Raw genomic sequence first — 26088 nt, 5'->3', positions numbered from 1 at the left:
GCCCTCGAGGGCCCGGCCCGACCTCGCGGCGCCGGAGAAGTCCGGCGCCTTTTTTATTTGAGCCCCCGGCTTCGCGGATGCGGCGCGCACCCCGCCCGGGCGGCCCTTTATGGGTACAATGCCAAGGACAGAGTTTTCCCTGAAGCTCGCTTCAACCCAAACAAAGGAGTTTGATTTGCCACTGCGAGAGCTTTGCGCCGCGGCCGCTGCCGCGGCTCTCATAACGGGCTGCTCCACAACGCCGCCGGTCAACCACTACGTGCAGCCCTCCCAAGGGCAGACTGCTTTCGTGAGGGTGGGCGGCGAAGGCCAGATCGCCGTGAAGGAGGTCACGCAGGACGACGCCGACTTCTGCTTCAGCTGGGAGCCCGAACGCAACCAGGTGCTCTACTACCTGGAGGGCGTGACAAAATCCGCCCCCGCCTCGCTGCCCTACCAGGGCAGGTCCCTTGGCATGCCCGCGAGCAGCGCCACCCGGCGCTACCCTGACAAAAACCGCTGGGCCGAGATCAAGGTTCCCGCGGACCGCGAAATCGAAATACAGTACTCCCTGCCCTACGAGCGGATTCCCGGCAGCGCCCCGAAGGTGAAGCTCGGCCCCGACGACGAAATGCCCAAGGATCTGGGCGGAATCTGCCGAACGGGCTTTCGCTTTACGCCCAAGGCGGGCGCCTCCTACGAGTTTGCCTTCTCCTGGGGCGGCATCAAGGGCGACCGCACCTGCGGCGCGGTCATCACCGAACTGCCCGGGGAGTCCATCGTGCGCGTGAGAAGGCTCCAGGAATGCCACCGCATTAATTACGACAACCTGCTTCAGTTCAACCTGAACGGATATTGAAAAAAGAAAGGATTCCGCCATGCGCCTTTTGTGGATGATTCCGGCGGCCCTCGCGGCCGCCCTGTCGCTGTCGGCCTGCACGACGCTGTCAAACCCTGCGCAGGTGAGCCAGCATCACATCATGGGCAACATCTGGGAGCGCACCGAAGTCTGGCCCTGGGAGAGCAACCCGATGCGCGTGAAGGAAGGCTTGAGCGATTCGGCCGGCAGCTTCTGCGCGGACCGCAAAATGGGGATGCAGCCGCTCGAGAGCGTCCTGATCCAGCCCGAGAAGGATGCGGCGGGCAAGCTCACGCGCGGCGCGGGAGCGAAGCTGCGCTTCCGCTGCATAGAAACATACAACACTGACTGAGGCTCTGCCGCCAGCCCGCATGGAGGAAACGATTATGAAGAAAAAAGCGATTGCGGTAATCGACATGCAGAAGGACTTCGTAACCGGCGTGCTCGGCTCGAAGGAGGCAGGGGAGGCGCTGCCGCGGATCGAGGCGCTGCTGCACAGCAACGCGCTCTCGGAAGATCCCGCAGAGGTCTTTTTCACAATGGACACGCACGGGCCGGACTACCGTCAGACCCAGGAGGGCCGCAAGCTGCCCATTCCGCACTGCCTGCGCGGCAGCGACGGCTGGAAGCTGTGCGAGCCGCTCGAGCGCTATGCGGCGCTCGCCCCCGTGTTCGAGAAAAACACCTTCGGATCGGTGAGGCTCGCGCAGGCCCTCGCGGAATTCGAAGAAGTGCTTCTCACGGGCGTGTGCACCGACATCTGCGTCATCAGCAACGCGATGCTGATCAGGGCCTTTTCGCCTGAAACCCGCATCCGCGTCCGCTCCGGGCTCTGCGCAGGCTCGACTCCGGAGCGGCACCGCACGGCCCTGCTCGCCATGGCAGCCTGCCAGGTCGAAATCGAGGACTGAAAAAAGAGGCTCCGCCCTCAAGCGCGGGGAGCGAGGACGGAAGGCGGGCTCCCCGCCTCCGGGCTGCCCGCCGGCCTAAAAGCCTGCAGGCCGCGGGCTTTTTTCTGCAGCTGCTAAAAAAACAGCCCGCCGACGAAGGCGGGCCGCAGGGCTTTCCGCGGCCCCTTTCCGCCTCGCCTCTCCCTCACGAAGGGATCAGCGGCGCGGACAGGGGCCGGAAAAAGCAGCGGAGAGATTCTTTTATTTCTTCTTATTTTCCGATGTACTTCACGGCGCTTTCAGCTGCGATGCGCCCGCCATTCACGGCCCAGGCGATCGTCGAGCCGGCCATCAGCAGGTCGTAGGAGTCGCCGTACATGCCGCCCGCGTCGTTGCCGGCCGCATACAGGCCCTTGATCGCGCTGCCATCGGGGCGAACCACTTCCCACTTGTCGTCGATCTTGATGCCGCCCAGCGTTCCCAGCGAGGCCGCGACGAGTTGGATCGCGTAGAACGGCGCCTTACGGACCGGGCGGAGATACTTCGCGCTCTTCGCAAACAGGCCGTCGTGGCGGATGTCGGCGTAGCCGTTGTACTCATCGACGTTCTTCTTGAGCAGCTTCGGATCCATGCCGGTCTTCGCCGCAAGCTCGTCGAGCGTGTCGGCGCGCTTGGCCCAGCCCGCCGCCTCGGCAGCACCCCATTCCTGGTCAAACTTCGTGAGCTTGGTGGCGACCGGAACCATGACGCCCACGCCCAGGTCGATGCCCTTGGTCTTCATGTAGTTGAGCGTGTCGGAGTCGTACACGACCCACATCTTGCCGCCGTTCCTCTCAAGAGCGTTGCCGGCGAAGGGCCACTCGAGCATCACGGTCTCGTCGACGAAGCGGTCGCCGTGCGGATTAAGCCAGAGGTGAGGCTGCTTGGCGGAGGCGGCCACCTGGTTGGTGGTGCCCACGCCCTTCGGGCCCGGACGATAAGAGGCCTGAACCTCCGTGCCGTCCTTGTCGGCTCCGGCCTTCCAGGCCATCTGGATGCCGTCGCCGGTCTTGCCGGTCTGGGCAAGCCCGTCCACGCCCGGGAAGCGCATGTACTTCTGCATCATTTCCTTGTTGGCGCCGAAGCCGCCGGTCGCGATGATCACGGCCTTCGCATTGATGGTGAGGCGGCTGCCGTCCTTCTCAGTGGCGATCACGCCGCGCACGACGCCGTCCTTGCCCTGAATCAGGCCGGTGGCCGGGGTGTTGAGCAGCAGCTGCCCGCCCTGCTTCACGAAGCGGTCCTGGTACTTCGCGAGCCAGCCTGCGCCGCGGCCCTTGTAAATGTGCCAGGTGTAGAGACCGTCGGGATAGTTGGAAAAGAGCTTCTCAAACTCGACGCCGTTTGACTGCATCCAGTCGATCGTGCTCGCCGTCTTCTCGACGAAGGTGCGCACCACGCGGCCGTTGCCGCGCCAGTGGCCGTAGCGCATGATCATCTGGAAGGCCTGGTCCTTCGTGAGGCCGTAGTTCCAGTCGCGCTGCATCTTGGACTCGACGGCCATGATGCCCTCGGAGAACTTGCAGGTACCGCCCGTGATGCCCTGCTTTTCAAGCATGATGACCTTGGCGCCCTTTTCGATGGCGGCCTCGCCCGCGGCGGTTCCGCCGCAACCCGCGCCGATCACGACGATGTCGGTGCTGAGCGTGCGGTCAGCGGCAAGCGCGGGGGTCGCAAACGCGGCGGCAAGCGCCGCGGCGAGAATGACGTTCCTGCATTTCATTTGGTTCTCTCCCCTTCGGAAATAATTCGGGTTCCCCCGCCGGACTTACTCCCGGCGGCTTGTTTAATTATCTGGAGAGAATCCGGATAATAATGTAACTTCTTATACAAAAATTTACAGGTCCCGGGACTCGGGTTACAGTTTTGCACGGACTCGCCCCGGAGCCTCCCCTGAGGCAGACATGCGTTTGATTTTCCAGAGCCTTCCCTGGGTCGCGCCCGCGGTTCCAGAACCCATCGCGCAGCTCTACCGGCGCCGCGGCGTGCTCCTGAACGTGAAAAAGCGCGACGTGCTCAAAAGCGGCGGGGAGCACCCGAAGTGCTTCCTGCTGCTGCGGGGACTGTGCGCCTACGAGATCCCGAACCTCGTGCGCGGCAACGCCTCCACGCTCTCGCTGATCGTGCCCGGGCGGAGCATGTGCGACATTTCCGCCGCCGTCGACGAGCGGGTGAACGTGCGCACCAGAGCCTGGCAGGACAGCGTGGTGCTGGCGATGCCGCCCGGGACGCTCGAAGAGGAGGCCGCCCGCAGCCCGGAGTTTGGACGAGCCCTGATGCATGACATCACGGCCAAGGAGGAGTCGCACATCGAGGGCATGGCGGCCAATTTCTCGCTTGAGCCCGAAATGCGGCTGCGCGTGCTCTTCAAGGTACTGCTCGCCGCCTACGGGCTGCCGATCCGGCAGGAAGGAACGGTGCTGCCGCTGCTGCTGAACAACTCGCAGCTCGGCACGATCGTCAACCTCACCCGGGTGAGCGTGAGCCGGATCCTCGCGGGCTGGCAGCGCGAGGGGCTCATCGAGAAAAGCGGCAGAACCATCATCGCGCGCGGGCCGCTGTTCGATCCGGTCTACGACTGGCTTGACGGCCCGGGGCGGGCCGTCTGCTCAAAGCTCGAGAACTACCGGCCTTCGGAGCTGAGGCCTATGGCGGACTGAAGGCCCCGGGCGAAACGGCGCAGGGCTCTTTCCGGACTAAAGCGTGAGACCGTCGCGCACTTCCCCGGCTTTCTGCCCGCCTTCGAGCGCCTCAAGCAGCGCGAGCGCGAACTCCGTGGCAGCTCCCGGACCCCGGCCCGTGATGATGCGGCCGTCCCGCTCCACCCGGGCGCCGGTGGCCACTGCGCCCTCAAGCTTTTCCTCGAAGCCCGGGTAGCAGGTCGCGCGGCGCCCCCGCAGCAGCCCCAGGGAGCCGAGCACGTAGGGTGCGGCGCAGATCGCCCCGATCCAGCGCCGGGGATCGGCCGCAAACTCCAGCAGCTTCGCGCGAAGGGGCTCCGAGCGGCAGAGATTCTCCGCGCCGGGCCAGCCCCCCGGAAGGACGAGCATGTCGGCCGAGTCCCAGCGCGCCTGGGCGAGCGTGTGCTCGCAGAGCACCTTCACGCCGTGCGCTCCCGTGCGCTCAAGCCCTTCTCCCACCGAGACCATGTCCACCTGCACGCCACCCCGGCGCAGCAGGTCCACCGCCGTGAGGGCCTCAATCTCCTCAAACCCGTCGGCAAAGAAAACGCTCGCTTTGGACATCCTTACCCCCCTGTGCTGAAATAAATGAATTCATCCTGGGAAGGGCGCTTTTCCTTCCCTTCCGGCCTGATGATACACGGAGGGAAGTCGCGCGAAAGGCCGGAATCGGGTAGAGAGTGACCTCACGGTCACTCCCTCCTACACCGCTGTCCCAGTGAGGGCTGCGGACATGCCGTTCGGCATCCGGCGGTTTTCGGTTTTCAAACGTAAGAGGCGGGCTTACTGCATCTCGAGGGCGCTGAAAAGCCCCATCCGCTTGAAGAAGCTGTTGTCGAACGCTTGCCGCATGTGGAGGGCTTTCGAATTCCGTCCATTGCCGCCGGAGGCGATCTACTTCCTATCGTTCGACTTTTACAGCTGCTGTCGCCGGGTTCGGGAGAGCTGTACGCTCTACTTACAAGTTCAAATTCGGCCCTTCGGCGCTTCCGCCTACTACGGCCTCTGCTGACTTCCTTGTCTATATGCCTTGGCCTCTCGACCGCGGCAGCCCTGCGGCATCGTCAAGGATCTCCCCAGGTCTCACACGTGCGCTTTGCGTCCTGCCTGCTGGATCTACGACGGCTCCTTCCGTATCGATATGGGGTTAACAGAATGTGGCCTGCTCTCCCGGAGTCGCCGCCTCATATCCAGTTCCTGTTCGTCAGGCTGACGTTTTGCTGTCGGCTTTCTTCATCAGTTTGTTACCTCCCTGACTCTGCCGAGTCGCTAGTCCTTCCCTCGATCGGGCGGACGGTGGACTTTCACCACTGGTCACACGTGCGCTGCTGGGCGCACCAGCAAAAAGGCGGCCCGGCCCTTTTTCGGGGCGAAGCCGCCTTATGCCGCCGGGACCGCGAAGGCCCCGGGTCAGAGCTCTGAGGATCAGAGCGCGCGTTCTTTCATAAAGTCGTCGAGCCCTCTGACCGCCTCGCGCCAGGCGATGTCGCGGTAGTTGTCGCGGCCGCTGTCGGAGAACGCCCTGCAGGTCTGCCGGGCTCGGGAGGAAAGCCCGTAGCGCCTCACCGCGAGCGCGGCGAGCGAGTCATGGGCAAGCCCCTTCTTTTCATCAATTTTCTTTTCCATCATTTTTTATTACCTTCTTGTTTTTGCACCGCCTGCTTTTCTGGCGGAGAGATTGAACTGCTGCTGTCTTTGAACCATGCCCATTGTGCCCGCCGCGGATGGCGCTTCCATGACAGGAATCTGTCAAAAGCGTGACAGAGGAACGGGCCTGAGAGACCGGCGCGAGCAAAAGAGACGCCGGCGCCCATGCCGGAGGCTTCAGGTACAGGAAGGGGAACTTTTACGGAACGCCGCCCGGATGACACAGCGGGACGGCGGTGGATTCCGTCCGATTCACCTGAAACCGGGACGGGGTGGGATGCCTTCTAAGACGAGGTTAATTGTACCCCCTTAAAGCTGCGGACGGGGTTTCCCTAACATTTTGTTTCAAACTAAAAAAAGCCGGGCCTGCGGTGACGGCTCCAGTTCTCTTGAAGCCCCGCTCCCGGCTTTTCGCATCTCGCCGCCTCCTCCCGCGGGGGACCGCAGGAAGCCCCCGGCCCGAAGGCCGGAGGCCGGCGCCCGGACGTCAGTACATGCCCATCCTCTTTTCAGAGAGCGAAATGAAGATGTTCTTCGTCTGCGTGTAGGCGTTCAGGATCGACAGATAGGTCTCGCGGCCGATGCCCGACTCCTTGTAGCCGCCGAACGGAGCGTGGGCGGGCAGCTCATTGTAGGTATTCACCCACATGCGGCCGGTGCGCACGCCCTTTGCAACGCGCAGCGCCCGGTTGATGTCCTGCGTCCAGACTGCGCCGCCCAGACCGTACTTGGAGTCGTTCGCGATCGCGACGGCCTCCTCCTCGGTGTGGAACGGGATCACGACCACCACCGGCCCGAAGATCTCCTCCTGGGCCACGCGCATGCTGTTGTTCACGTTGGTGAGGATCGTGGGGGCGACAAAGCAGCCTTTGTCCAGGCCGTTTTCGGTGAGGCGGCGGCCGCCCGTGAGCACCGTGGCGCCCTCCTTCCGGCCGATCTCGACATAGTCGAGAATGGTCTTCACCTGCCTCTCGTCAACCTGCGCGCTCATCTGCACGCCCGGCTCCCAGGGCATGCCGACCTTCACAGACTCGAACTCCTTCTTAAGGGCCGCAACGAACCGGTCGAGAATCGTGTCCTGCACGAGCAGCCTCGAGCCCGCGCAGCAGACCTGGCCCTGGTTGAACAGGATGCCCATCTGCGCGCCTTCGATCGCCTTGTCGAAATTGCAGTCGTCAAAGACGATGTTCGCGGACTTGCCGCCCAGCTCGAGCGTGGCGGGAATGATGCGCTGCGCGGCGGCCAGCCCCACGTTGCGCCCCACCGAAGTGGAGCCCGTGAAGGCGAGCTTCGCGAAGCCGGGGTGGTGCAGCATCGCCTCGCCCAGCACGCGGCCGGAGCCCGGCAGGACGTTCACGACGCCGGCGGGAAGGATCTCCTTCAGCAACTTGGCCAGCTCGAGAATGCTCAGCGGCGTGGCCGAGGCGGGTTTGAACACGATCGTGTCGCCGGCCGCAAGCGCCGGGGCGAGCTTCCAGCAGGCCATGAGGAAGGGGAAGTTCCAGGGCACGATCTGCCCCACGACGCCGATCGGCTCGTGGAGTACGAGCGAGAGGGTGTTCTCGTCGATCTGCGCGGCGCGGCCCTCGGCCGCGCGAAGCGCTCCCGCGAAATAGCGGAAGTGGTCAGAGCCGGCCGGAATGTCAATGTTCTTCGTCTCGCGCCAGGGCTTGCCGTTATCGAGCGACTCGATTTCAGCCAGGCGCTGCGCGTTCGCGTCAATCGCGTCAGCGATCTTCAGCAGCAGTCCCGCACGGTACGCGGGCGAGGTGCGGCTCCAGGTCTTGAAAGCCTCGTCGGCGGCCTTGACCGCGCGGTCAAGGTCCTGAACGGTGGCGGACGCCACGTCGGCCAACTTTTCCCCATTGGCGGGGCAGTGCGAGGCAAAGGCTCCGCCGTCCGAAGCCTTCACGAATTCGTTGTTGATGAACAGACCGTAGAAACTGTCACAGATGTTGTTCATAAATCCTCCAAAGGAGCATCCGTTGTGATTCGAAAGGCGCCCTCGCGCCCTGTTGTCATAAAAAAACAATAACCTTCGGCGATAAAATAAATTTGATTTAAATCAATAATTAGATTTTCTGGAGAAAATTGATAAATGTATGTTTTTTATGTGTAAATACTAAATAACTAGACATTTATGATTAATTTTTTATAAGTGTTTACGTGTAGCTTATTTAAATGACTAAAGACGCCCGGCCGCCGGACTCCGCCTTGAGGGATGGCGCATGCGTTGCTTAAAATCGCGCATACGCTGTCCCCGGCGAAAGCCGCCCGGGGCCGGAACACAAACCCCCAAGGATCTAAAGAAAAAATGGAAATCACTCCCTACGCGGCGGGATGGCTCTCGATACTGCCCCCGATCATCGCGATCGGACTCGCACTCATCAGCAAGGAGGTGCTCTCCTCGCTGTTGATCGGCATACTTTCGGGCTCGCTCATCTGGGCGCTCGGCACAGGCGCCAACCCTGTCATGGGAACCGTGTCCTCGACCTTCGGCGTGATGGTCGCGAAGCTTGACTTCACCATCATCCTCTTTACCTCGATGCTGGGCGCCCTCGTCTACTGCATTTCGCTGTCGGGCGCGACCAAGGCCTACGGGGCCTGGGCTCTGTCGCGCATCAAAACGCGGCGCGGGGCGCTGCTTTCCACCACGGGGCTCGGGATCTGCATCTTCATCGACGACTATTTCTCCTGCCTCACCACCGGCACTGTGATGCGCCCCGTGACCGACGCGCACCACATCTCGCGCACCAAGCTCGCCTACCTGGTGGACACCACGGCCGCGCCCGTCTGCATCATCGCTCCGGTGTCCTCCTGGGCCGCCGCGGTGGGCTCCTCGCTCAAGTCGACGGGGGCCTTCAGCAACGACCTCGCCGCCTTTACCGCCGCCATCCCCTGGAATTTCTATGCGATTCTCGCCATCGCGCTCGCGATTTTCATCAGCTGGACGAACTATGACTTCGGCCCGATGCGCCGCTTCGAAAAAGAGGCGATGGAGGGCGGTTCGCTCGGGGCCGGCCGCGGCGTGGTGAACTCCGACGCGCTTGAGCGCGCAGGCTCGAAGGGGCGCGTGTGGGACATGGTGGTGCCGATCCTCGCGCTCGTCGGCTTTGCGGTCTTCTCCCTGCTTTATGTGGGCGGCTACTGGGGCGACGATCCGAAGTTCCACACGATCGTGGATGCCCTCGGCAACACCTCCGCCTCCAAGGCCCTCGTGTGGGCCTGCTTCGGAGCGCACATCGTGGCGCTGCTTATGTTCGTGCCGCGCGGCGTGCTCTCCTTCCGCGAGTACATGAACGGATTCGTCGAGGGCGTGAAGGTGATGCTGCCCGCCAACATGATTCTCGTGCTCGCCTGGGCGCTCTCGGGGGTATGCCGCGACATGCTGCAGACGCCGCAGTTCATCCAGGGGCTGGTCCAGTCGGGCTCGATGACCGCGATCCTGCTGCCCGCAGCCATCTTCCTCGTGGCCGCGTTCCTCTCGTTTTCGACCGGCACGGCCTGGGGCACCTTCGGGATCCTGATTCCGATCATGATTCCGATCGCCCAGAGCGTCGCCCCCGACATGATGATCGTCATCCTTTCGGCCACGCTCGCCGGGTCCGTCTTCGGAGACCACTGCTCGCCCATTTCCGACACCACCATCCTGTCCTCGGCGGGCTCGGGCTGCAACCACATTGACCATGTCTCGACGCAGCTGCCCTACTCCTGCACCATCGCGGCCTGCGCCTTCACGGGCTACCTTGTGGCGGGACTCACGCACGGCAACTGGGCGGCCTCCTTCGGAACGGCCGCCGTGCTGCTTGCCGCGGCCTCCGCGGCGCTGCACTTCTACCACCATCCGGCCCGGGCAGGCAGCGGCAGGGCATGACCCCCGAGTCAGACTCCCCACAGGTCGTGAGCCGCAGCCTCACGCGGCGCTTCAGGCGCACTGCAGGAGTCTTTTTGCTGGCCGCGGCGGCCGCCGCGGCGCTTCGCTTTCATGCGCTCGTCACCCCGGTCCCCGAGCCGCAGAGCGGCGGCACCGAGGCCGGGCTGCGCGCGGAGTTTCACAACAGCCGGGCCTGCGCGATCATGGGCGACGCGCTCTGCCAGGAGCAGCTCTCCTTCTTTTACTTCGAGGGAGTCGGCACCCGGCGCGAACCCGTCAAGGGCATCTGGTGGCTGATCCGCTCCTTCAACAACGGAAACCCTAGGGCCGCCTTCGACGTGGGCCGCATACTGCTCACCGGGGAGTTCGGCGCGCACAAAAACCAGCGCTACGCGATCTGGTGGCTGAAGCGGGCCTCGGAGGCGGGCTCCGCGAATGCTGAAAAGCTGCTCGGCGACGCCTACCGGCGGGGCTGGGGAGTGCCCCGGAACCTCGAAACCGCCTCAGCCTGGTACGTGCTGTCGGCCGAACACGGCAATCCCGAGGCCGCCCGGGAGATTCGGGCGCTCTTTTTCACGCAGCAGTAAGGAAGCGCAGGCGTAGCTCCGTTCAGCGGCGGACTTCGAAATGGTCGAAAAGCGGACGCAGCTTCTCCTGCAGGCCGAGCGACGGGTAGTCAGGCGGGCAGTTCGAGAACAGCGCCTCGGATTCGAGCCCCGGGGGCTGCCTGAAGGGCTGCAGCGCAAAGCTGCGCACCCCCGCCTCTGCAAGCGACTGCCCGATCTCCAGCAGCGCCGCTTCGGAAAGAAAGTCCGGGTGGCAGGTCGTGCGGCATTCAAACGCCACTCCGCTGCCTAGCAGCAGCTCGAGGCAGCGCTTCGTCCTCGGCGCCCCGCCCTCCGCGCGGATGATCCTCCGGAAGCCGGCCGCGTCGTCGAGCGGGGCCTTCACGTCAAGCCCCACCCAGGCGAGCTCGGGCAGTATCCGCTCGAGCACACGCGGGTAGGCCCCGCAGGTGTGCACGGCGGCGAGAAACCCCATCTTCCTCACTTCGCGGATCGCGGAGGGAAGCGCCGGATCGGCCAGCGGCTCGCCGCCGGAGAAAACCACCGCGTCGAGCAGCCCGCGGCGGCGGCTCAAAAGCGACTGCAGCTCCTCCCAGCTCGAGTGCTCGTAGCGCGGATCAAACCTGAAAGGCCTCAGCCACGGGTTCTGGCAGTACACGCAGTCCCAGGGGCAGCCCTGCAGGAAGGCGACCGCGGAGAGCCGGCCCGGGAAGTCAATCGTTGTAAAGGGCGTGATAGCGCCCAGCCGCAGCGCGCGGGCCTCCGGGGCCCCGCCCTGCAAAGAGCTGGCCCCCGCAGCGCACTCGGCCCGTGCGCACTCTTCCCCTCCGTCCTGGCTCGTCCTCATCGGCTGGCGTCCTCGTTTTTCAGTCGGCTCCGGCCGCCTCTGCCGCGCGAGCCTTCTTCTTTGCCAGCAGCTCCGCGTCGCAGATCGGGCAGTAGTCGTGCCGCCCCGAGATATAACCGTGCTTCGGGCAGATCGAGAACGTGGGCGTCACGGTGATGTAAGGCAGGCGGAAGTTCGTGAGCACCCTGCGCACGAGGTCGCGGCAGGCCTCGGCCGAGGAAACCGCCTCGTTCATGTAGAGGTGGAGCACGGTGCCGCCCGTGTACTTCTTTTGCAGGTCGTCCTGCATCTCGAGGGCGAGGAAGGGATCGTCGGTGAAGCCCGCCGGCAGCTGGGAGCTGTTCGTGTAGTACGGGTGGTCCGGAGTGCCGGCCTGCAGGATGTCGGGGAAGCGCTTGCGGTCCTCCTTGGCGAAGCGGTAGGTCGTGCCCTCAGCCGGCGTCGCCTCAAGGTTGTAAAGGTGGCCGGTTTCAGTCTGGAACTCCACCATGCGCTCGCGCACGTGGTCCAGAAAGTCGAGCGCGAACTGATGTCCCCAGTCATCGGTGATGTCGTGCTGATCGTCCGTGAAGTTGCGGATCATTTCGTTCATGCCGTTCACGCCGATCGTCGAGAAGTGGTTGCGGAGCGTGCCGAGGTAGCGCTTCGTATACGGGAAGAGCCCGGCGTCAATGTGACGCTGGATCACCTTGCGCTTGATTTCGAGCGAGTCGCGGGCGAGCTCGAGCAGATGGTCAAGCCGCCGATAGAGGCCCTCGCGGTCGTTCTTGAAGAGATAGCCGAGACGGGCCGTGTTGATCGTCACCACGCCCACAGATCCGGTCTGCTCGGCCGAGCCGAACAGACCGTTGCCGCGCTTGAGCAGCTCGCGCAGGTCGAGCTGCAGGCGGCAGCACATCGAGCGGATCATGTTGGGCTTCAGGTCGGAGTTGATGAAATTCTGGAAATAAGGCAGACCGTACTTGGCCGTCATCTTGAACAGCAGCAGCGTGTTCGGGCTGTCCCAGTCGAAGTCCTTCGTGATGTTGTAGGTCGGGATCGGGAAGGTGAAGACGCGCCCCTTGGCGTCGCCCTTCATCATGACCTCGATGTAGGCGCGGTTGATCATGTCCATCTCGGGCTTGAGCTCGCCGTAGGTAAAGGGCTGGACCTCGCCCGCGATCACCGGGTGCTGGCCGCGCAGGTCCTCCGGGCAGACCCAGTCGAAGGTGAGGTTGGTGAACGGGGTCTGCGTGCCCCAGCGCGAGGGAACGTTCAGGTTGTAGATGAGCTCCTGGATCGACTGCAGCAGCTCCTCGTAGGAAACGTGGTCCTTGCGGACGTACGGGGCGAGATACGTGTCGAAGGAGGAGAACGCCTGCGCACCCGCCCACTCGTTCTGCATGGTGCCCAGGAAATTCACGATCTGCCCGGTGGCCGACGAGATGTGCTTCGGAGCTCCCGCCTCGACCTTGCCGGGCACGCCGTTCAGACCCTCCTGCAGCAGCGTGCGCAGGGACCATCCCGCGCAGTAGCCCGAGAGCATGTCGAGGTCGTGGATGTGGATGTCGCCGTTGCGGTGCGCGAGGCCCACCTCCGGGGGATAGACGGCGTTGAGCCAGTAGTTGGCGATCACCTTGCCCGAGACGTTGAGGATCAGGCCGCCCAGCGAGTAGCCCTGGTTCGCATTGGCGTTGACGCGCCAGTCAAGATGATTCAGGTACTCATTGATGGAGCTTTCCACATCCACCCAGGAGTGCTTTGCGTTGCGGCTCTTCGCATGCTGCTCGCGGTAGACGATGTAGGCGCGCAGCGTGTCGAAATACCCGGCCGCGAAAATCGACTTCTCGACGGCGTCCTGCACTCGCTCGATGTCGGGCGTGAGGGTCTTCAGGGCACGGATCCTCGGCATCACCTCGCGCACGGTGAGCTCCCGGGCCTGCTCGGGGCCGATTTCCCCGGTCGCCTTGCCGGCCTTCGTGATCGCGATCACGATCTTGTCCGGGTCGAAGCTCCGGATGCTTCCGTCGCGTTTGATGATGTGAAGAGGCTCCTGAACCTGTTCCATGGATAGGGCTCCTTAAGAGAAAATTTTATCTTTTAAAATTGAAGAGTTAATCTATTCAAACACAATATTTAGCGTTTTATGTCCGTTCATTATCTAAATATAGCGTAAGCAAAGACAGTCTGATAACTATAACATGCGGGCGCGGGAACGACTGTGCCGCCGCACGCGCGGCCCGGTGAGGCAGACCCCAATTTTTGGACCGAAAAAAGGCTCTCCGGGCGCTCTGCGCCCACAATTTGTGTCCGAAGTTATCTCAGGCATTAGTGAAAACACCTACACTCTCGGGAGCCCGCGGCGTAATGAATGAAATATAGGTGTTTTTACCTATTTGATTTTATCTAGGCAAGGCTAAACTTTCAGGCGTCCGGCAAGGAGTGCGGTAACACCTCCAGTGCCGGCCAGTTGAGAGTTTCTCCCTGCGTGATCCCTTTCGAGGGGCTGGCGGTTCCGCCAGACAAAAGTGATCATGCTTTTGCAGGCTCAAGTCTTTTCAGACTTGGGCCGTTTTTTTTTGCTCCGGCGCGGCCTTTCGCGCCCGGCCGCGGCCGTTGCGTTATCCTCTTCCCCCAGCTTCGCCGAAATCATGTCAAAATGCCTTAAAGCCCGGTCATTCCTCCGTCCGGATCAGGGCGGCCTGGGACAGAGCGGACATTAAAAAAGGATAAGAAATTGGACCAGCCATCTGACACTATCGAAGCGCGCCTGAGAAGCCTAGAACTGGTGCAGACGCTCCCCGAGCTGCTCACGCAGCACATCCCCTGCCACGCCCGTCTCGAAGCATTCAGGGAGTACAGCAACCGCGAAAAGCGCTGGGTGAGCCTCAACTACGAGCAAATGAACGAACGGGTGCAGCGCTGGCGCGAGGCCTTCGCCGCGGCGGGGCTCGAGCGCGGCGACCGCTGCGCGATGCTGATGCCGAACTGCGTGGACGCGATCTGCTTCGACCAGGGCGTGCTCTCCGATGCCTTCGTGCCGGTGCCGTTGCATGCCATAGACACCCCGGGCTCCTCGGCCTACATCCTGCAGGACTCCGGCAGCCGCGTTCTTGTCACGAACAAATATCTGAAGTGGAAGGGCATCCGCGACTGCGGTGTGGAGCTGCCCGATCTGAAGCTTGTCGTGATCACCGACGACGAGGTCCCCAGCGACCCCGCCGACCGCATCGAGGTCATCACGCTCGAGACCTTCCTGGAGCGCGGGCGCGGCACGCCGCTGCCCCCCGGCCCGAAGGACACAGACCTCGGGGCGATCGTCTACACCTCCGGCACCACCGGGCGCCCCAAGGGCGTGATGCTCACCCACCGCAACATCCTGAGCAACGTGCGGGCCGTGCTCAAGCACCTGCAGCCCGAGCCTACCGACCGCTGGTTCTCGTTCCTGCCCCTGTCGCACACCTTCGAACGCACGACGACCTACTACGTGGGCATGGGCATGGGCAACCCGATCATCTTCTACCGCTCGATCGCCACCCTCGCCAAGGATCTCAAGTACGCGGCGCCCAACGTGATGATGGCGGTCCCGCGAGTCTACGAGCAGATCTACGCGAAGATCATGCAGGAGGTGCGCCGACAGCCCAAGTTTGCGCAGGCGCTCTTCAACTGGGCCGTAGACGTGGGCTGGCGGCGCTTCTGCCGCGAAAACGGGCTGCCGGCCGCGCCCGGCCGGCTCTCGTTCCTCGACCCGATCGTGGCCGGCCCTCTCGACCGGCTCGTCGGCGCCAAGGTGCGCTCGGCCTTCGGCGAGCACAGCCACATTAACGTCTTCGTGTCCGGCGGCGCCGCGCTCAACCCGGTTGTCGCGCGGTGCCTGCTGGGCCTCGGCGTCACCATCGTCCAGGGCTACGGCATGACCGAGGCCTCTCCGATCATCTCGGTGCACAAAAAAGGCGCAATCCACCCGACCACGGTGGGTCCGGCCCTGCCGAACCTCGAGGTGAAGCTGGGCGAGGATGACGAGCTTCTCGTGCGCGGCCCCTCGGTGATGAAGGGCTACTGGCACAACCCGAAGGCCACCGACGAAGCGAAAGACTCCGAGGGCTGGCTGCACACGGGCGACGTCGCGGAAATCTACGAAGACGGGCAGATCAGCATCAAGGGCCGCATCAAGGAGATCATCGTCACCTCGACAGGCGAGAAGGTCCCGCCCGCTGATCTCGAGCAGGCGATCGAAGTCGACTCCTTCGTCGACCAGGTGATGGTGATCGGCGACAACCGCCCCTACATTGCAGCCATCATCGTGCCCAACAAGCAGGCCTGGGAGGCGCTCTGCGCGAAGCTCGGCGTCGACCCCGCGGATCCCGCCTCGCTCCGGGCCCGGCCCGTGCGGCAGGCGGTCGTGCACCTGGTGAAGGCCGCCACCCGCAGCTTTCCGAACTACGGCATCCCGCGCGACGTGCTTCTCACCCTGTCGCCCTGGACGATCGACAACGGGGCGCTCACCCCCACGCTCAAGCTCAAGCGCCGCGTGATCCTGCAGCGCCTCAACAAGGACATTGAAGAGCTTTACGGCTCCCGCGAGTAAACATGACATACAGCAACCGTTTGGATATGAGGCCTGTGGAGTACCCAGAGGGCTGCCGGGTGCTGCCCGATCTGCTCGAGCGAGCCGCCCGGCTCTGGCCTGACGGCCGGGCCTACGAGTGGTTCGACCGCCGCTCCGAGAGCTGGCGCAGGATCTCCTGGAAAGAATCGCTCGGCCTCGTACGGCGCTGGCAGAAAGCCTTCTCCGCCCTCGGGCTGCAGCGCGGGGACCGCGTCGCGGTGCTCCTCACGAACGGGCCTGAGGCGATCCTCACAGACCAGGCGCTGCTCGCAAGCGGCCTCGTGCCCGTGCCCATGCACGCGATCGACACGCCGGCAGCCTGCGCCTTCGTGCTGCAGGACAGCGGCGCGCGGGCCCTGATGTCGGCCTCAGAGGCGCGCTGGCACGCGATCCGCGACGCCGCCCCGGAGCACGGGCTCGACGCGCTCGAAACGGTCGTGCTGATCTCGGACTCTCCCAGCGAAAAGGACGCGCCGTACCCCGAGCGAGTCGTTTCGCTCGAGGACTTCCTCGCCGCGGGCGAGTCGGCCGCGCTGCGGCCCGAGAACCGGCCGGGCCCCCAGGACCTCGCCGCGCTGGTCTACACCTCCGGGACCACCGGGCGGCCCAAGGGCGTCATGCTCTCGCACCGCGCGATCATCGCGAACCTCGAGCAAATGTCGCACGTCTTCCCGCTCAGCTCGAAGGACACCTATTTCTCCTATCTTCCGCTCTCGCACGCCTTCGAGCGGACCGTGGCCTACTACTACTCGATCGCAAACGGCGCGTGTCTTGCGATCGCGCGCTCGGTGGGCACGCTGCTCGAGGACATGCAGCACACCCGCCCCACGCACATGAACACCGTGCCGCGGGTGCTTGAGAAAATCCACACGAAATTCTTCAACGACGCCTCCGCAGGGGGCGAGGAAGCTCTCAAGACGCTCGCCTGGGCGCAGGAGGCCGGCTGGAGGCGCTTCTGCCGCATCAACGACCTGCCCGTCGAGCACACGGCCCGCGAAGAGCTCGACGAGGCGGTGTGGCCGCAGCTCGACGAAAAGGTGGCCGGCCGCGTGCGGGCGATATTCGGCGGCCGCATCCGGGAGCTGATCTGCGGCGGGGCCGCGCTCAACTACTCGGTGGCGAAGTTCTTCTGCGCGATGGACATCAACCTGCGGCAGGGTTACGGGCTCACCGAGTCCGCGCCCGTGATCTCAGTCTCCGAAACCCCTGGGAACCACCCCGCCACCGTCGGCCGTCCGATGCCCGGGATCGAAGCCAAGCTGGGCGAAAACGACGAGCTGCTCGTGCGCGGCGCCCAGCTCATGGACGGCTACTGGAACCGCCCGGAGGCAACCCGCGGAGCGTTCACCGAAGACGGCTTTCTGAAGACCGGAGACCAGGCCGACCTCTCCGACGGGGGCCGCATCCGCATCAAGGGCCGCATCAAGGAGATCATCGTCACCTCGACGGGCGAGAAAATCCCGCCGGTCGACCTCGAGTATGCGATCCAGGGCGATCCCCTCTTCGAGCAGGTCCTCGTGGTAGGCGAAGGCCGCCCCTTCATCTCGGCCCTCGTCGTGGTCAACCCCGAGCAGTGGGCGATGTTCTGCCGCGGTCTCGGACTTGATCCGGCCGACCCCGCGACGCTCAGGCACCCGAAGGCGAGGCGCGCGGCGATCCTGCGCATCCGGGCCCGTACGAAACATTTCCCGCAGTACGGGGTGCCGCGCGCGGTGATGCTGCTTTCCGAGCACTGGACTCCGGAGAACGGCCTCACCACCTCCACGATGAAGCTGCGCCGCCAGCAGATCGTTAGCCGCTTCCTCGGTGAGATCGAGCGGCTCTATCAGAACAGCCCAGCCTGAGAGATGCTCCTCTTTGACTCCCACTGCCATATCAACGCTCCGGAATTCGACCAGGACCGCGCACAGGTGATCGCACGCATGAAGGAGGCCGGGCTGTGCGGCGCGGTGGTGATCGGCTGCGAAACGCGCGAGCTCGAGCCGTTGCGCTCGCTTGTGGCCGCGAACGCGGGATATCTCTGGGGTGCCTGGGCCTACCATCCAGAATACCGCGACACGGAACCCGAGCCGGACGTGGAGGCAATCGTCCGCGCGAACAGCCCGAAGGACTTTGTCGCCGTAGGCGAGACGGGGCTTGACTTCCACTGGTGCGAGCCCCCGCGGGACTGGCAGGTCGAGCGCTTCCTGCGGCACATTGAGGCCGCGCGGCGCCTGGGCAAGCCCCTCATCGTGCATGCCCGGGAGGCCGAGGCCGAGGCCGCCGACATTCTCCGGTCGGAGAACGCCGGCGAGACGGGCTTCGTGCTGCACTGCTTTTCCTCAAGTCCTGAGGTCGCGCGGCGGGTGCTCGACGCAGGCGGCATGGTAGGCATCAACGGCAACGTCACTTTCAGGCGCTCCGCCCTGATCCAGGAGTCCTGCCGGGCGGTACCCCTGGACCGGATCCTTGCCGAGACCGACTGCCCCTACCTAGCCCCCGTCCCCATGCGCGGCCGGCGCAACGAACCGTCGTTCGTCTCCTTCACAGTGGCTAAAATAGCAGAACTGCATGGCTGCACCGTCGAAGAGGCGGCGTCCGCCACCACGCAGAACGCAATAAAGTTTTTCCGCCTCCCCGGCGGCGCCTGTCCGCAGCAGCAGGGCGGACCCGCGTGAGGCAAGGCGCGTGTTTTTCAGGAACCAGCATGAAGAAATTTGTCAAAACCTCTTTGTTTTCAGCTCTGGCGGCCGCTGCAGCGGCGCTTGCGCCGGCCGCAGCCCTCACGGCGCTGCCCGCCGCTGCCGCGCAGTCCGCTCAGGCAGGCGCCGAGGAGGCCTATGCGAACTTCACCGGAGCGGTGAAGAACAACCGCGCCGATGTCGTCAAGAAGATGCTCGACCAGGGCTACAACCCCAACGTCAAGATGCCCAACGGCGATCCCGCCCTCGTCTACGCGATCCGCGCTGACAACGACAGGGTGATCCCGCTGCTGCTCAAGGCGAAGGGCATCGACGTCGACAAGGCCAACGCCTCCGGGGAATCCGCCCTGATGGTGGCCGCTTATAAGAAGAACCGCACGCTCGTGAACGAGCTGCTCGCAAAGGGCGCGATCGTTGACCGGTCCTCGGGCTGGTCGCCGCTGCACTATGCGGCGGCCGCGGGCTCGCCCGAGCTCGTGGATCTCTTTCTCAAGAAGGGCGCCAACCCGAACGTCCGCACCAAGTCCGGCGTGACCCCGCTGTTCATGGCCGCGCGGATCGCCAACCGCGCCTGCATTGAGCGGCTCCTCAAGGCGGGCGCCCGCAAGGATCTCTGCAACGATCGCGGCCAGAGCCCAGCCGACATGGTGAAGGCGAACACGACCACGCTCGACACGAAGCTGATCGACCTGCTCGCAACCAACAAGTGCGCGAAGTAAAAACCGGACCTTCAGCCCGGCAATAAAAAACGGATGCCGCGCGGCGCAGGCGCGGGATCCGTTTTTTCATGGGTCTGATGCCGGGCCGGGCTCTTAAAGTCCGCCCGCCGGCCCTGCGTTTCAGCGCTGCAGCGACAGCGCCCGCATTACGGCGTCAGCCTCCCCGGCCTCGAGCTGCCCCGGGGCCGAGCCGCCCCCGATCCGGGCGAAGGTGAGCGCCGAGCCGAAGATTTCCCCCGAAACGCGCGATACAGCCCCGAGAGCGCCCATCGCCATCGTAATGAGCGGGCAGGGAAGCTCCGCGCGGGCCCGCGCGGTCGCGAGCAGCAGCCGTGCGACATCTTCCGGAGTCTTCGGCATCACGGCGATTTTCGCGACATCGGCCCCGAGCGAGGCTTCGCGCCGCAGCACCGAGAGCATCGCCTCGAGCTCCGGTGTCTTCTCGAAATCGTGCCGGCTCACGATCACGCCCGCGCCGCTCAGGTGCGCGGCCTGCACAAGCCGCCTCACGATCCCCTCGCCCCAGCAGAGCTCGACATCGATCAGGTCGGCGCGGGCGCTGCGCGCGAGGCTGCCCACGAGCCGCTCGTACTCCGGGCCGGAAAAGGAGGCCTCGCCGCCCTCGCCCCTGGAGCGGACGGTGACGATGAGGAGCTTGGCGCCCGCGCGGGCCCAGGCGACGTTCACAAGATCGGCGAGCTCGAGAATCTCGTCGCTGTTGCGGCCGCGGTCCAGCCGGTCGAGCCGCAGCTCGATGCCTGCGATCTCGGGGCGCTCGCTCAGGCTCGAGACTGATTCGAGTATCGCTCCGGGCGTGTCGCCGGAGGCGGAGACGAGGATGCCGGGACGGCCGGCTCCGATCACGTAGCCCTTGCCCGGCACGCGGTACAGGCCCTTTTCACTGTCGCTCATGACCCTTTCCTCCCTGTCGATCGGGGCGCTTTTGCTTTAGTCCCGCTCAGGCGCGTCTCGCGGCGGCCGCCGCGGCGAGATCCATGAAAACCTCAAAGAGGCGCCTCTGCGCCTGATCCCTCTGCCAGAGATCCTCCGGATGCCACTGCACGGCCGAGACGAGGCCGTCCCCGCTTTCAAGCGCCTCAACCACGCCGTCTTTCGCGCGCGCCGCGACCGCGAGGGAAGGAGCGGGATCCTTCACCGCCTGATGGTGGCGCGAATTCACAAAAGCCTCTTCGCCGAAAATAGCCGCGAGGCGGCTCCCCGGCTCAATTGAGACATGGTGCACGGGGCGGTCCGGCGCTGCCTTCTGGCTGTGCTGGACGAAGGAGCCCGGGAGTTCCGTGGGGATGTCCTGGTAGAGCGTGCCGCCCAGGGCGACGTTGATCACCTGCAGACCGCGGCAGATGCCGAAAACCGGCAGGCCCTGCGATCTAGCCGCCCGGATGATCCCGATTTCAAAGGCATCGCGCACCGGAGTCGTCCGCCCGAGCCCGCGCCGGGGCTCCTCGCCGTAGAAATGCGGCGCCACATCGCAGCCTCCCGGCGCGATGAAGCCGTCGAAAAGCTGCGTGTAGGCTTCGGGAGGCACCCGCTCCGTTTCAGCGAAAATTACCGGCACGCCTCCCAGCGACTCAATCACCTCAAGGAGGCCGTCGGATTCATTGTAGGCCGTCATCGCGGGCATCTGCGGGACTTCGCCGGCGGTGGCGGTAACAGCTATGCGGGGCCTGCGCTTCGTCACTCTTTGTTCCTCTCTTTCTTTCGTTAAGGCAAAAGGCACCACTGCCATCTTAAGCGAAAGGCGCCCGGAGGGCGCCTTTCACCGCCTGCAGCTCCGCCTCCTGGAAGGCGGGGCTTTCCCTAGCCCCGGCCTTTCAGCGCGAGACCTCGGAGGTGATTTTCACCACAAGGTTCGAGCTGCCGACCGAGACCGCAGGCGTATAGCCCTCGAGGTCGCCCGGCTGCGGCATCAGGTTGCCGGTCTTGGAAACCCGCGCGCCCACAACCACGCGGCTGAGGGATTCAAGCCCGCCCATGCCGCCCGGCAGCCGCATCGAGGAGTCGATGGTGAAGGACGCGGGAAGCTCCGAGGCCTTCAGCTGCGTCACCGCGACCGGCATCTTCGAGCCCTCGATGGGGCGGGCGAAGACAAAGACCGTCTCGTCGCCGCTGAGCTTGGCCTTCAGGTCGGGGGAAATTGTCACCGTGCCGGAGAGCCTCGCCGCAGCGGCGGACGCAGCGGCGCTGCCGCTCGGGCGCTCCTCCAGGCGCTTGACCTGGGCGGTCTCGGTGAGCTGCGGCATTCCGGCCTTCGCGCGGGCGTCGTTCACCATCGCGATGGTGTTGCCCCAGTCCTCGCTGCCCGGCTCCTGCGTGCGCAGGATCCGCTCCCAGACGGAGGCTGCCTGCCGGTATTCGCCCCGGTTGTAAAGCGCCGTACCCTTGAGGGCGAGGGCCTTCCAAAGCGAGGGCTCGATCTTCAGCGCCTCGTCAACCAGCGCCTCGGGCCGTCCGGACAGGTTGCCGGTCTGCGCGGCAAGGCAGTCCGCCCAGTCGGCGAGCACCTGGGCGCGGGCGCTGCCCTGCAGCAGCGAGGCCAGCTTCTCGTAGGCCGCCGAGGCCTTGTCAAAGCGCTTGAGCGCATCGTTCGTGCGGGCGTAGAGCATCCAGCCGTTCACGTCCGAGGGATTGTCCTTCAGGTTCTGCTCCAGGTGGGCAAGCTGAGCATCGAGCTCTGCCATCGAGTGCCCGCCCGTGCTGCTTTGCGCCTGGGCCACCTCGGGGTTGAAGGCGTCCCATGTACCGAAACGCCAGTAGATCACCCCGGCGGCGATCGGGACAAAAAGCGCGATGAAGAGGAAGGTGCCGAGGCGCTGCCTGCGGTCGGCTTTCTCAAGGCCCGTGTCGGGCTTCGTCTCCTCGAGCACGCGCCGTTCGAGCTCCGCGCGGACTTCCTCGTACTCGGCCTGGCTCAGGCGTCCCTCGCTGCGGTTTTTCTCCAGGGCGGCGTATTCGCCCTGCAGCGCCTCAAGGTTCGTCTTCACGCGGCCGCCATCGCCCGTGCGGGCGGAGCCGCCTCTTGCTCCCCAGAAAAGCAGCAGCAGGGCCAGGACGGTGAGAATCACCGCGGTAATGATGAAGGCTGCCATCACGCATCTCCCTTTCCGCCGCGGCTTTCGTCCGAGCCGCCGTTCAAAAGCCGCAGCGCTTCTCTGCGCTGCTCATCGGTCAGGGGCGCGGGCTTCTGGCCCCCGCCCTTTCTCCTGCGGCGCACCGTGACGACGTACCAGGCGAGCACCAGCACAAGCAGAACCGCAGGCCCGAGCCAGAGCAGCGCGGTTGTTGCCTTGAACGGGGGCTTGTACAGCACGAAGTCCCCGTAGCGGTCCGTCATGTAGCGGATGATCTCCTCGTCGGTGCGCCCCTGTGCGATCTGATCGCGCACCTGGCGGCGCAGGTCGATCGCCAGGTCCGCATTCGAGTCCGCGATCGTCTGGTTCTGGCAGACCAAGCAGCGCAGGTTCTCCGAGATCTTCAGCAGCCGCTTGTTCTTTGCCGGATCGAACTCGTCGGAGGCCGCCTCGCGGCCCGCTGCCGGAGCGGCCGCGGAGGCCGCCGCGGCAGAGGAGCCCGCCGGGGCAGAGGCCGATGGCGCGGTCTGCGCGCCGGCCGAAGCCGCCGCGAGAAGGAGAGCGCCCGCAGCCGCCGCGGCCGCCAGCTTCAATTTATTCGTCATCATTCCGCCTCCAGTTTTTCGAGCAGGGGCTTCACGTCCGTCTTCCAGGCCTTCTCCATCATGGGCCCGATCACCTTGTGACGGATCACGCCCTTCTTGTCCACGATGAAGGTCTCCGGCACGCCGTAGACGCCGTAGTCAATTCCAAGCTTGCCCTCGGGGTCGCGCAGCACGTAGTCATAGGGGTTGCCGAACTGCGAGAGGAAGGCCAGCCCCGGGGCCGCCTTGTCCTTGTACTGCAGTCCCACGACAACGCTCTTCAGTTCCCCGGAGCGGCGCAGGTTCATGATGTAGGGATGCTCCTCGCGGCAGCTCTCGCACCAGGAGGCCCAAACGTTGAGCAGCCACACCCGCCCCTTGAGCTCGCTACTGGAGACCTTGCGCTCCATGTGGTAGAGATCCTGCAGCTCGAAGGCGGGGGCAGGCTTGCCGATCAGGGGCGAAGGCACCTCGTGGGGATCGAGGTACAGCCCCTTCACCAGAAAGCCCGCGAGCACCACGAAAAGAACAAGCGGAAGAAGATACTTGAGTTTTTTCATCTTTTTGCGTCCTAATTGCCTAGCCCGCGTCCGCGGCGCGGCTTGAGCGCCGGTAGCGCCGGTCGCAGATCGAGAAAATTCCGCCCAGCGCCATCAGCAGCGTTCCAATCCAAATGAAAAGCACAAAGGGCTTCGCGTACACGCGAACGATCCAGCCCCCGTCGCTGGTCGGATTGCCGAGCGCCGCGTAGACATCGCCGGTCAGACGGTGCCTGATCGAAGCCTCGGTCATGGGCATGCCGCGCGAGGAGAAGTAGTCGCGCTTTTCCGGATGGAGCTTGCCGGTTTCGCGCCCGCCCTCGATCAAAGTGATGTCAGCCCTGCGCGAGAGGTAGTTGGGGCCGCGCTGCTCGGTCACGCCGTCAAACCGGAAAGTGGTCGATCGCACCGTCACCACGTCGCCGGGGTGCATGCGCACGTCGCGCTCGGCCTGATAGCCCATCACCATCGCAATGCCGAAGACCGTGACGCCGATGCCCAGGTGCGCGAGCTGCATGCCCCACCAGGAGGCGCTCTGCCGGCGCAGGCCGGCGAGGAACGAAGAGGCGTTGCGGGATCCGGCGCGCGCCTCGTGGATGATCGAAAAGAGGACCCAGAAGGCGAGGAAGGCGCCCACCGCAGGCCAGAGCTTCAGGCTTCCCATCGCGAGCGGCACGGCGACGGCCGCGGCGACCGACAGCAGCAGCACGAGCCAGAGCTCACGGCAGATGGCCACGGGATCGGCCTCCTTCCAGCGCGTCATCGGGCCGATCGCCATGAGAAAGACCACCGGCATCATGATCGGTCCGAACACCGCATCAAAGTACGGCGCGCCCACGGAAATTTTCCCCAGTCCCAGCGCGTCGAGAACAAGCGGGTAGATCGTGCCCAGCAGCACTGCGGCCATCGCGACCAGCAGGAAGATGTTGTTCACGAGCAGCATCGACTCCCGGGACACGATCGCGAAGCTCCCGCCGCTGCCCACCTCGGGGGCCTTCCAGGCAAAGAGCACGAGCGAGAGCCCAATCACGAGGCACAGGAACACGAGGATGAAGAGCCCGCGGGCCGGATCGGTGGCGAAGGCGTGCACGGAAGTGAGCACGCCCGAACGCACGAGGAAGGTTCCGAGCAGGGACAGGGAGAAGGTGACGATCGCAAGAAAGACCGTCCAGATCTTGAAGCAGCCGCGCTTTTCAGCCACCGCGAGCGAATGCATCAGTGCAGTCGCGGTAAGCCACGGCATGAAGGACGAGTTCTCCACCGGATCCCAGGCCCACCAGCCGCCCCAGCCGAGCTCGTAGTACGACCAGTAGCTGCCGAGCGCGATGCCCACGGTGAGAAACACCCAGGCCGCCGTGGTCCAGGGGCGCATCCAGCGCGCCCATGCGATGTCAAGGCGGCCCGAGAGCAGCGACGCGATCGCAAAAGCGAACGGCACCGAGAAGCCCACGTAGCCCAGGTAGAGCAGCGGGGGATGGAAAATCATTCCCGGGTCCTGCAGCAGGGGATTGAGGTCAGCCCCCTCAGGCGCGGGCGGGAAAAGCCGCAGGAAGGGATCGGAAGTGGTCAGAATGAAAAGCAGGAACCCTGTGGCGACAAGACCCAGCACTGAGAGCACGCGGGCCTGCGTCACTTCAGGGAAGCGCTTTGCGGAGAAGGCCACCGCGCAGGACCACCATCCGAGACACACGACCCAGAAGAGGATCGAGCCCTCATGCGAACCCCAGGTCGCCGCGAGCCGGTAGTACCAGGGCAGCATCGAGTTCGAGTTGTTCGCGACATTGAGCACAGAGAAGTCGCTCACAAAGAAGCACCAGGCGAGCGTGCCGAAGGCGAGCGTAAGGCACAGCGCCACGGCGATCGAGGCCGGGCGCGCGAGGTCGGCCCAGCTGCGTACGCCCAGATACGTGCCTGCCATGGGCAGCACGCCCTGCACGAGGGACAGGACGAGGGCGAGTATCAGGGCAAAATGTCCAATTTCGGCTATCACAGAACTTTCTCCCGTTGTCTAAAACCTTCCCCTGCGGGCTGAAGCAAGGGGCGTCATCGCGGAGCGGCGGCCGCGCGGGCCTTCTTCGCGTCTTCCATCGCTTTAGCCGCCTCGGGCGGCATGTAGTTTTCATCGTGCTTCGCGAGCACCTCGGAGGCGACGAAAATCCCCGACTCGCCAAGCCTGCCCTGCGCGACCACGCCCGTGTTCTCTGCGAAAAGATCAGGCAGCGCCCCCTTGTAAGAGCAGGCGACGTCATGGCTGTCGTCGGTCACGACGAAAGTAGTGGCCATCCCGTCGGGGGAGATCTTCACCGTGCCCGTCTTCACCATGCCTCCCACGCGGAAGGCGCGCCCTTTGGGGGCCTCGCCGGCCGCGACCTGGCTGGGCGAGTAAAAGAAGACCACGTTCTCCGACATGGCCGAGTAAATGAGGCCTCCGGCCACGCCGCACGCAACGAGGGCCAGCCCCCCGAGGATGAGGATCTTTCTTCTTGAGCGGTTTCCTGCCATCATC

23 protein-coding genes are annotated in these 26088 nt (G+C 64.6%); 10 read left to right on the top strand and 13 right to left on the bottom strand.

Annotated elements, in window-relative coordinates:
- Positions 1–175: 175 nt before the first annotated feature.
- Genes MAF45_RS08365 through MAF45_RS08355 form a run of 3 tightly spaced genes read left to right on the top strand, consistent with a single transcriptional unit; the run spans position 176 to position 1749 of the window.
- Positions 176–838 carry a hypothetical protein gene (locus tag MAF45_RS08365; protein WP_237979184.1) on the top strand — a complete coding sequence of 221 codons (663 nt, stop codon included), beginning with the start codon at positions 176–178 and terminating at the stop codon, positions 836–838.
- 19 nt (positions 839–857) lie between these two features.
- Positions 858–1190: a hypothetical protein gene (locus MAF45_RS08360; protein ID WP_237979183.1), complete on the top strand. Its 333-nt coding sequence runs from the start codon at positions 858–860 to the stop codon at positions 1188–1190.
- 34 nt (positions 1191–1224) lie between these two features.
- Complete coding sequence (locus MAF45_RS08355; protein ID WP_237979182.1) at positions 1225–1749, top strand: cysteine hydrolase family protein; 525 nt, start codon at positions 1225–1227, stop codon at positions 1747–1749.
- 250 nt (positions 1750–1999) lie between these two features.
- Here MAF45_RS08355 and MAF45_RS08350 read toward each other — a convergent pair whose 3' ends face one another.
- Positions 2000–3490: an FAD-dependent oxidoreductase gene (locus MAF45_RS08350; RefSeq protein WP_237979181.1), complete on the bottom strand. Its 1491-nt coding sequence runs from the start codon at positions 3488–3490 to the stop codon at positions 2000–2002.
- Between the two features lie 181 nt (positions 3491–3671).
- Here MAF45_RS08350 and MAF45_RS08345 point away from each other — a divergent pair, with 181 nt between their 5' ends.
- Entirely contained in the window at positions 3672–4427 is a 756-nt protein-coding gene (locus tag MAF45_RS08345; protein WP_237979180.1) for a Crp/Fnr family transcriptional regulator, read from the top strand.
- Positions 4428–4463: 36 nt separating this feature from the next.
- On the opposite strand, the gene MAF45_RS08340 is transcribed toward MAF45_RS08345, so the two are convergent.
- The 3 genes from MAF45_RS08340 to MAF45_RS08330 all read right to left on the bottom strand — a co-directional run bounded on the left by MAF45_RS08340 (position 4464) and on the right by MAF45_RS08330 (position 8058).
- Positions 4464–5012 carry a DJ-1 family glyoxalase III gene (locus MAF45_RS08340; protein ID WP_237979179.1) on the bottom strand — a complete coding sequence of 183 codons (549 nt, stop codon included), beginning with the start codon at positions 5010–5012 and terminating at the stop codon, positions 4464–4466.
- Positions 5013–5873: 861 nt separating this feature from the next.
- A complete protein-coding gene (locus MAF45_RS08335; RefSeq protein WP_237979178.1) occupies positions 5874–6077 on the bottom strand; it encodes a hypothetical protein in 204 nt (67 codons plus the stop codon).
- A gap of 505 nt (positions 6078–6582) precedes the next feature.
- Positions 6583–8058, bottom strand: coding sequence for an aldehyde dehydrogenase family protein (locus MAF45_RS08330; RefSeq protein WP_237979177.1), 1476 nt, complete (start codon positions 8056–8058; stop codon positions 6583–6585).
- A gap of 351 nt (positions 8059–8409) precedes the next feature.
- On the opposite strand from MAF45_RS08330, the gene MAF45_RS08325 reads away from it, so the two are divergent.
- Both MAF45_RS08325 and MAF45_RS08320 read left to right on the top strand, forming a co-directional pair.
- Entirely contained in the window at positions 8410–9969 is a 1560-nt protein-coding gene (locus tag MAF45_RS08325) for a Na+/H+ antiporter NhaC family protein (RefSeq protein ID WP_237979176.1), read from the top strand.
- Positions 9966–10556 carry a tetratricopeptide repeat protein gene (locus MAF45_RS08320; protein ID WP_237979175.1) on the top strand — a complete coding sequence of 197 codons (591 nt, stop codon included), beginning with the start codon at positions 9966–9968 and terminating at the stop codon, positions 10554–10556. The genes MAF45_RS08325 and MAF45_RS08320 overlap by 4 nt, the downstream gene beginning before the upstream one ends.
- A gap of 22 nt (positions 10557–10578) precedes the next feature.
- On the opposite strand, the gene MAF45_RS08315 is transcribed toward MAF45_RS08320, so the two are convergent.
- Together MAF45_RS08315 and MAF45_RS08310 are read right to left on the bottom strand one after the other, a co-directional pair.
- Positions 10579–11382, bottom strand: coding sequence for an anaerobic ribonucleoside-triphosphate reductase activating protein (locus tag MAF45_RS08315; protein ID WP_237979174.1), 804 nt, complete (start codon positions 11380–11382; stop codon positions 10579–10581).
- A 19-nt stretch (positions 11383–11401) separates the two neighbouring features.
- Positions 11402–13429, bottom strand: a complete 2028-nt coding sequence (locus tag MAF45_RS08310; protein WP_237979173.1) for a ribonucleoside triphosphate reductase — start codon at positions 13427–13429, stop codon at positions 11402–11404.
- A gap of 669 nt (positions 13430–14098) precedes the next feature.
- Between MAF45_RS08310 and MAF45_RS08305 the strand changes: the two genes are divergently transcribed.
- Genes MAF45_RS08305 through MAF45_RS08290 form a run of 4 tightly spaced genes read left to right on the top strand, consistent with a single transcriptional unit; the run spans position 14099 to position 19370 of the window.
- A complete protein-coding gene (locus MAF45_RS08305) occupies positions 14099–15949 on the top strand; it encodes an AMP-dependent synthetase/ligase (RefSeq protein WP_237979172.1) in 1851 nt (616 codons plus the stop codon).
- A 2-nt stretch (positions 15950–15951) separates the two neighbouring features.
- A complete protein-coding gene (locus MAF45_RS08300; RefSeq protein WP_237979171.1) occupies positions 15952–17814 on the top strand; it encodes an AMP-dependent synthetase/ligase in 1863 nt (620 codons plus the stop codon).
- Positions 17815–17817: 3 nt separating this feature from the next.
- Complete coding sequence (locus tag MAF45_RS08295) at positions 17818–18627, top strand: TatD family hydrolase (protein ID WP_237979170.1); 810 nt, start codon at positions 17818–17820, stop codon at positions 18625–18627.
- A gap of 29 nt (positions 18628–18656) precedes the next feature.
- Complete coding sequence (locus MAF45_RS08290) at positions 18657–19370, top strand: ankyrin repeat domain-containing protein (RefSeq protein WP_237979169.1); 714 nt, start codon at positions 18657–18659, stop codon at positions 19368–19370.
- A 120-nt stretch (positions 19371–19490) separates the two neighbouring features.
- Here MAF45_RS08290 and aroD read toward each other — a convergent pair whose 3' ends face one another.
- The 7 genes from aroD to ccmE all read right to left on the bottom strand — a co-directional run bounded on the left by aroD (position 19491) and on the right by ccmE (position 26084).
- A complete protein-coding gene (gene aroD, locus MAF45_RS08285) occupies positions 19491–20282 on the bottom strand; it encodes a type I 3-dehydroquinate dehydratase (RefSeq protein WP_237979168.1) in 792 nt (263 codons plus the stop codon).
- Positions 20283–20328: 46 nt separating this feature from the next.
- Positions 20329–21069, bottom strand: coding sequence for a gamma-glutamyl-gamma-aminobutyrate hydrolase family protein (locus MAF45_RS08280; RefSeq protein WP_237979167.1), 741 nt, complete (start codon positions 21067–21069; stop codon positions 20329–20331).
- A 133-nt stretch (positions 21070–21202) separates the two neighbouring features.
- Positions 21203–22477, bottom strand: a complete 1275-nt coding sequence (gene ccmI, locus MAF45_RS08275) for a c-type cytochrome biogenesis protein CcmI (protein WP_237979166.1) — start codon at positions 22475–22477, stop codon at positions 21203–21205.
- Positions 22477–23067 (bottom strand): cytochrome c-type biogenesis protein, encoded by a 591-nt coding sequence (locus tag MAF45_RS08270; RefSeq protein ID WP_370659315.1) that lies wholly within the window; start codon positions 23065–23067, stop codon positions 22477–22479. The genes ccmI and MAF45_RS08270 overlap by 1 nt, the downstream gene beginning before the upstream one ends.
- On the bottom strand, positions 23064–23603 hold the full coding sequence (locus tag MAF45_RS08265; protein WP_237979165.1) for a DsbE family thiol:disulfide interchange protein: 540 nt from the start codon (positions 23601–23603) through the stop codon (positions 23064–23066). Before MAF45_RS08265 ends, MAF45_RS08270 begins: the two co-directional genes overlap by 4 nt.
- Positions 23604–23622: 19 nt before the next feature.
- Positions 23623–25572, bottom strand: a complete 1950-nt coding sequence (locus tag MAF45_RS08260; protein WP_237979164.1) for a heme lyase CcmF/NrfE family subunit — start codon at positions 25570–25572, stop codon at positions 23623–23625.
- Positions 25573–25625: 53 nt separating this feature from the next.
- Entirely contained in the window at positions 25626–26084 is a 459-nt protein-coding gene (ccmE, locus tag MAF45_RS08255) for a cytochrome c maturation protein CcmE (RefSeq protein WP_237979210.1), read from the bottom strand.
- Positions 26085–26088 lie beyond the last annotated feature (4 nt).

It is taken from the genome of Mesosutterella porci, assembly GCF_022134585.1.
Classification (GTDB): Bacteria; Pseudomonadota; Gammaproteobacteria; order Burkholderiales; family Burkholderiaceae_F; genus Mesosutterella; species Mesosutterella porci.
This window is presented reverse-complemented; position numbering and strand designations above follow the sequence as displayed.

Bases quoted from the DNA above. Each gene is read 5' to 3' on its own strand.
- MAF45_RS08360 (WP_237979183.1), top strand. From the start codon at position 858: ATGCGCCTTTTGTGGATGATTCCGGCGGCCCTCGCGGCCGCCCTGTCG.
- MAF45_RS08355 (WP_237979182.1), top strand. From the start codon at position 1,225: ATGAAGAAAAAAGCGATTGCGGTAATCGACATGCAGAAGGACTTCGTA.
- MAF45_RS08350 (WP_237979181.1), bottom strand. From the start codon at position 3,490: ATGAAATGCAGGAACGTCATTCTCGCCGCGGCGCTTGCCGCCGCGTTT.
- MAF45_RS08345 (WP_237979180.1), top strand. From the start codon at position 3,672: ATGCGTTTGATTTTCCAGAGCCTTCCCTGGGTCGCGCCCGCGGTTCCA.
- MAF45_RS08340 (WP_237979179.1), bottom strand. From the start codon at position 5,012: ATGTCCAAAGCGAGCGTTTTCTTTGCCGACGGGTTTGAGGAGATTGAG.
- MAF45_RS08335 (WP_237979178.1), bottom strand. From the start codon at position 6,077: ATGATGGAAAAGAAAATTGATGAAAAGAAGGGGCTTGCCCATGACTCG.
- MAF45_RS08330 (WP_237979177.1), bottom strand. From the start codon at position 8,058: ATGAACAACATCTGTGACAGTTTCTACGGTCTGTTCATCAACAACGAA.
- MAF45_RS08325 (WP_237979176.1), top strand. From the start codon at position 8,410: ATGGAAATCACTCCCTACGCGGCGGGATGGCTCTCGATACTGCCCCCG.
- MAF45_RS08320 (WP_237979175.1), top strand. From the start codon at position 9,966: ATGACCCCCGAGTCAGACTCCCCACAGGTCGTGAGCCGCAGCCTCACG.
- MAF45_RS08315 (WP_237979174.1), bottom strand. From the start codon at position 11,382: ATGAGGACGAGCCAGGACGGAGGGGAAGAGTGCGCACGGGCCGAGTGC.
- MAF45_RS08310 (WP_237979173.1), bottom strand. From the start codon at position 13,429: ATGGAACAGGTTCAGGAGCCTCTTCACATCATCAAACGCGACGGAAGC.
- MAF45_RS08300 (WP_237979171.1), top strand. From the start codon at position 15,952: ATGACATACAGCAACCGTTTGGATATGAGGCCTGTGGAGTACCCAGAG.
- MAF45_RS08295 (WP_237979170.1), top strand. From the start codon at position 17,818: ATGCTCCTCTTTGACTCCCACTGCCATATCAACGCTCCGGAATTCGAC.
- MAF45_RS08290 (WP_237979169.1), top strand. From the start codon at position 18,657: ATGAAGAAATTTGTCAAAACCTCTTTGTTTTCAGCTCTGGCGGCCGCT.
- aroD (WP_237979168.1), bottom strand. From the start codon at position 20,282: ATGAGCGACAGTGAAAAGGGCCTGTACCGCGTGCCGGGCAAGGGCTAC.
- ccmI (WP_237979166.1), bottom strand. From the start codon at position 22,477: ATGGCAGCCTTCATCATTACCGCGGTGATTCTCACCGTCCTGGCCCTG.
- MAF45_RS08270 (WP_370659315.1), bottom strand. From the start codon at position 23,067: ATGATGACGAATAAATTGAAGCTGGCGGCCGCGGCGGCTGCGGGCGCT.
- MAF45_RS08265 (WP_237979165.1), bottom strand. From the start codon at position 23,603: ATGAAAAAACTCAAGTATCTTCTTCCGCTTGTTCTTTTCGTGGTGCTC.
- ccmE (WP_237979210.1), bottom strand. From the start codon at position 26,084: ATGGCAGGAAACCGCTCAAGAAGAAAGATCCTCATCCTCGGGGGGCTG.